The organism is Streptomyces zinciresistens K42, from assembly GCF_000225525.1.
GTDB classification, from domain to species: domain Bacteria; phylum Actinomycetota; class Actinomycetes; order Streptomycetales; family Streptomycetaceae; genus Streptomyces; species Streptomyces zinciresistens.
The window spans coordinates 1-4,523 of record NZ_AGBF01000324.1 but is presented as its reverse complement, the minus strand read 5'-3'; the positions used below and the strand labels follow the sequence as shown (position 1 = coordinate 4,523).

At 77.1% G+C, this 4,523-nt stretch carries 5 protein-coding genes; all 5 read right to left on the bottom strand.

Annotated features, from left to right (window positions below):
* On the bottom strand, positions 1–1,124 hold a 1,124-nt coding region (locus tag SZN_RS35545; RefSeq protein ID WP_007505053.1), incomplete at its 3' end, for a hypothetical protein.
* Positions 1,121–2,221, bottom strand: a complete 1,101-nt coding sequence (locus tag SZN_RS35540) for a hypothetical protein (protein WP_043734907.1) — start codon at positions 2,219–2,221, stop codon at positions 1,121–1,123. The genes SZN_RS35540 and SZN_RS35545, both read right to left, overlap by 4 nt.
* A complete protein-coding gene (locus SZN_RS35535) occupies positions 2,218–3,048 on the bottom strand; it encodes a COG1470 family protein (RefSeq protein WP_007505048.1) in 831 nt (276 codons plus the stop codon). Before SZN_RS35535 ends, SZN_RS35540 begins: the two co-directional genes overlap by 4 nt.
* Before the next feature lie 31 nt (positions 3,049–3,079).
* On the bottom strand, positions 3,080–3,769 hold the full coding sequence (locus SZN_RS35530; protein ID WP_007505046.1) for an LPXTG cell wall anchor domain-containing protein: 690 nt from the start codon (positions 3,767–3,769) through the stop codon (positions 3,080–3,082).
* A 302-nt stretch (positions 3,770–4,071) separates the two neighbouring features.
* On the bottom strand, positions 4,072–4,521 hold the full coding sequence (locus tag SZN_RS35525) for an ATP-binding protein (protein ID WP_007505044.1): 450 nt from the start codon (positions 4,519–4,521) through the stop codon (positions 4,072–4,074).
* Positions 4,522–4,523 lie beyond the last annotated feature (2 nt).

Genomic DNA, 4,523 nt, shown 5'->3' with positions numbered 1-4,523 from the left:
GTCCTGGTCGGCGCGCAGGTGGTCGTCGTCCCCAGCGCCTTCACCGTCAGCACGCCCGGCGAGAGCGTGGACCTCCCGCTCGCGCCCGGCCGGTAGGTCCCCTTGAGATCGGGGACCTCGATCGGCTCGCCCGCCTTGACGGGCTCGGCGTTGGCCGGTCCCGCCACGGAGACCGTGCCCTTGTCGGCGCCCCCGAGGACGACCTCCATCGACGGTTTCACGGAGTCCGCGGGGATGTCGGCGGGCGAGTCCATCACCGACTTCTTGAAGCGGACCGTCAGATCGAAGTCGCCGCCGTTCTTCCTGGCGTCGATCTGCACGGGCGACGTCGCGTTCTTGTCGCCGATCGGCGTCTTGCAGGCGTAGGGGACCTGGACCTCCTCGCCGGTGAAGTCGCTCCGGCCGCCGCCCCCGCCGGTGCTCGTCCCGCCGTCGGCGCCGCCCGTGCCGCTCGCGCTCGGCTCCGGGCCGGACGGGGAGGGCCCGCCGGCCGGCGGCCCGGTCGGGTCCGCGGGCCCGCCCCCGGTGGTGCCGCCCGTGGTGCCGGCCCCGTCCGTCACCTTGATCGTCGCCGCCGGCCTCACGGCCTCCTTCGCGGCGCACCCGGTGTCCGTGGAGATCGGCTTGTCGACGTTGATGTCGTACGCGCCCGGGGTGAGCGTCACCTCGCCCGGCGCCGTCAGCTTCAGCCTGCCCTTCATGTCGGACAGCTTCATCTCGCCGCCCTTGGGGATCGCCGGGTTCTCCCGGGGGCCCGCCATCGCGACGTCGGCCGTCTGCGCGCCGGCCGCCTTCAGGGTGCCGGTCGGCAGGACCGTGTTCGCCGCCAGGTCGAGGATGTCGGGGTTCCTGGACGCCGCCCGGACGAACTTCCAGACGATCTCCACCTCGTCGCCCACCTCGGCCGCGGCGGGCGCGGTGACCTCCACCGTCGTGGTGCCCCGGACCGGCGGCAGCCCGGAGACGGCGGGCGGGACGCACTCGGTGGCGTACGACACCTCCGCCGCCTGCGCGGGCGCCGCGGCCACCGCGAGCAGGACGCCCGCGCCGCCGAGCAGCAGGGCGACGCCCGCCGCGCCGCCCCCGCGCGCTCTCGCCGGGACGACTCTCCTTCGCTCGCTCACGGGGGTCCCTTCCTGGTCGGAGTCGTAGGGCTCGGGGGGTCTGCGCCGTGCGGTGCGCAGAGCCGACCGGCCGTGCCCGGGTCGTTGTCGGGGGTGAACCACGGCAGGGTCGTGGCGGGGGAGGCAGCGTGCCGCGCCTGTTCCCGGGGCCTCAGTCCGGGCAGGCGCAGGGCCACATCGGGCAGGCGCGGGGCCAGTCCGGACAGGCGCGGGAAGCGGCGGCGGGCCGTGCGCCGGGGCCGCACCCGGTCCACCACGGCCATCCCGACACGGAACAGGGCGGCCGGCACGACCACGCCGGCCAGCACCCAGAACAGCGTCACGCCCCAGGGGCGGCCCACGCCCCAGGGCTGTTCCGCCAGCACCTTGCCGCCGTACTTCAGGGAGACCGTGTAGTCGCCGCGCGCCCCCGGGGCGAGTTCCACGGGCAGTTCGACGCGCGCCCTGCTGCCCGGCCGGATCGTGCCGCGCCACCGCTGCTCGGTCCACTCGGGGGCGAACACGCCGTACGAGGTGCCCACCTGGAAGACCGGGTCGCGCACGGACGCGGTGCCGGCGTTGCCGACCGTGAAGACCAGCGTCCGCTCCGGGGGCGCGCCGAACCAGGTGAGCAGTCCGCTGGAGCCGGACAGCGCGGTGTCCGTGAGGACCGACAGCCGGCCGCCCGCCGGCTCCGCGGGCAGCGGCTCGACCGCCTGCCCGGCGACCTGGAAGGCGGCGTTCGCCTCGGCCTTCTCGCCGGTCACCGTCGCCACGTGCACCACGCACGGGCAGGGCACCGGGGGCTCGGCGACCGGCAGTTCGCGCCGGAAGCGCCCCTCGGCGTCCGTGGTCACGGCCCTGCCGTCGGCGTTGGCGCAGGAGTTGGTGCCGCCGCGCACCCCGGTCGACGGCACGGCCTGGCCGCAGACGAGGATCATCAGCAGGGCGCGCGGGCGCCAGCCGCCGCCGGTCACGGTGAGCGAGTCGCCCGTCCCCGCCTGCGCCGCGGACAGCTTCACGGCGGGCGTGCCGTCCGCCGCCGCGCCGCCGGGCACCGGCCCCAGCAGCAGCGTCAGCACCGCCGCGAGCACCGCGATCCGCACCCTGCCTCTCACGTGCCCGCTCCCGTCGTCCCGGCCCGCTCGGGGGGTGGTGCGTCCGGTGCGCCGCGCCGCCGGCGCCGTACGAGGAGCAGGGCGGCCGGTGCCGTCAGGACGGCCGCGACGCCCGTCACCGCTCCCCACGGCACGAACCGCGCCGACACCACCGCCGTGTCCGCCGCGCCGCCGGCCGCCGTCACGCTCAGCCGGACGTCGACCGCGTCCAGCGCGGGACGGCCCGGCCACGGCTCGCTGAGTTCCGTACGGCTGCCCGGGGCGAGGCGCACCGGGAGCGTGCGCGGGGCGCGGTCGAACAGCGGGCCGAGGACGCCGTCGGCGCGGACGGCGAGGCGCGGGGTGAGCGCGGTCGTCCCGCGGTTGACCAGCACGTAGCCGATGGAGTCGGCGCGCAGGGCCACCCGCTCGACGGTCAGCGCGGACAGCCGGGGGCCGGTGACCCGCAGCCGCAGGGCGACGGCCGCGGTACGGCCGTCGGCGTCGCGGGCGAGGATCCGGGCGGACCGTGCGCCGGGGGGCGCGTCCCCCGGGACCGTCACCGTGAAGGGGATCTCGGCGCGGGTGCGGGCCGGGACGCGTACCGCGTCCCGGGCGAAGGCGAGCGGGGCGCCGGTGCCGCGCAGCCGCACGGTCAGCGCCTTCGCGCCCCGGTTGGTCACCGCCACCGTGTCCCGCAGGACCGTCCCGGGGCCGCCCTCGGCGTAGAAGGACGGGCGCCCGCCGCCCGCGGGCGCGGCGGACCAGCCCCCGGCGGCCCCGGCGGCCGGGGCGGCCTCCAGCAGCGCGAGCAGGCTGAGGCTCAGGACACGGACGGCTGACGACATCGGCGCTCCAGCTGTCGAGGGGGCGGTGCGGTCAGCGCTGCGCGGTCCGGTGCCTCCGGGTCAGCCACAGCGCGCCCGCCGCGCCCGCGAGCAGGACCGTGCCGCCGAGGGTGCCCAGGGCGATCGCCGAGTCCTCGGGGCCGGTCTGCGGGAGTTCGGCGCCCGGGGCCGAGCCGCCGCCGGGGGTGCCGCCGGTGCCGCCCGAGCCGCCGGCCGCCGTCACGTCGAGCGTGAGGGAGGGGCCGGGGCTGTTGCTCGGGGTGCACGTCGTGGTGGTGCCGAGCGCCTTGATGGTGAGCACGCCAGCGGTGAAGGTGACCTTGCCGGTCTTCCTCGGCGTGTACGTGCCCGTCAGATCGCTGATCCGGATGGGGGTGTTGGCCGGGACGGCCTGCTGGTTGGCCGGACCGGTGACGTTCAGGGTGCCGCTCTCGGCGCCGCCCAGCCTGATGGTGGCGCTCGGGTTCATGGCGCCCTTGCCCAGCTCGACGGGGCTGGAGGAGACGCCCTTCTGCCAGGACATGGTGATCTTGTAGCCGGCACCGCTCCTGACGCCCTTGATGTCGATGGGCGAGACGGCGCTCTTGTCGCCGATCGGCGTCTTGCAGGCGTAGTTGACGTCGACGACCGCGGCCCTGGCCGCCGGGGCGGCCATCAGGACCGCCGATCCGGCCAGGGCCGCGGCGGTCGCGAGCGCGGCGGTTCGCTTCTGCTTCGACACGGTCCCCTCATTCCTGACGGCACATCAGATCGGCCGTCAAGGTACGCCCGGGGCCTTGAGGAAGGAAGACACGATGCGCCCCGGAGTTGTGCCGATCCGGCACCTGCGGGGTGAGGGTGCGCCGCGGGGCCGCCGTGCGCGGGTGCCGCGGGCGGGGCCGCCGTCACGGGCGAGGCGGCCGTGCGCGGGCAGACGTGCGGCCGGGGCGCTCCGCGGGGAGGGGCGAGGGAGACGTCGCCGCGGGGAGGCGGGCCGCCTCCCCGCGCGGGGCGGGAGGGGACCGTGCGGGCGGCGGGACGGGACTACGCGGGTGCGCCCAGTTCCGCCCACACCGTCTTGCCGGAGCGGCCGGGCGTGCGGTGGACTCCCCAGTCCAGGCACAGCCGCTGCACGATGAACATGCCGTGGCCGCCGGGGCGGCCGGCGCGGTGCGGGGTGCGGGGCGCGGGCTGGCCCGCGCCCCTGTCGGAGACCTCGACCCGGATCACCTTGTTGTCGCGGGCGATCAGCAGTTCGTCCGGGCCCTCGGCGTGCAGGCAGGCGTTCGTGACCAGTTCGGAGACCACGAGGAGGACGTCCTCGGCGGCCGCCCTCTGGTCGGCGGTGGCGGCGGGCAGCCAGCCCCACGCGTACAGCGCCTGGCGGGCGAAGTCGCGGGCGAGCGGGACGACGCCGCTCTGCCCCCGGAAGTCCAGCCGGCGGGCCTGGCGCCCCCTCGCCGCCTGCGCGGCGGCCGCGGCCTCGGCGGACACCG

Bases quoted from the DNA above. Each gene is read 5' to 3' on its own strand.
- SZN_RS35535 (WP_007505048.1), bottom strand. From the start codon at position 3,048: ATGTCGTCAGCCGTCCGTGTCCTGAGCCTCAGCCTGCTCGCGCTGCTG.